This is a genomic window from Neisseria sp. P0009.S007, assembly GCF_051962515.1.
The window spans coordinates 1-404 of sequence record NZ_JBQCVF010000924.1 but is presented as its reverse complement, the minus strand read 5'-3'; the positions used below and the strand labels follow the sequence as shown (position 1 = coordinate 404).

1 protein-coding gene is annotated in these 404 nt (G+C 43.6%); it reads right to left on the bottom strand.

Annotated features, from left to right (window positions below):
• Positions 1-11: 11 nt before the first annotated feature.
• Positions 12-335, bottom strand: a complete 324-nt coding sequence (locus tag ACTHS3_RS17135) for a dimethyl sulfoxide reductase (protein WP_440368657.1) — start codon at positions 333-335, stop codon at positions 12-14.
• Positions 336-404 lie beyond the last annotated feature (69 nt).

Sequence of the window (404 nt, the reverse complement as noted above, 5' to 3'; positions counted from 1 at the left end):
CTGAAAGCAGGCTATTCGTCTTTCTCAAATGAAGAAAGCTTGATAATGGCAGGCTTGAAGACTGCAACCAAATAGATCATGATAGGGAGGATGAGATACGCAAAAGGAATATCTGCGCGAAATAGTGCAATCAGAAAGGCAAGGTATAAGGTCAGCAGGGCAAGGAAAATAACGCTCTTTTTCCATGTCGCTTGGCGGATTTCTTTTGCAGTCGGCTGCTTATAGCGGACTTTTTTGTGGCAGGTCGGGCACTCTTTAATGCTTTTCAGTCCTTTGAATGCACTACCCCGAATCGGATTGGAACAATGAGGACAAGAAAATGGGGACGATTTCATTATTTTTTATTGGGCCGTATAAAGTATTGCCCATCCGGAAAAGCGGGTTGGATGGGCAAAGTATATGTT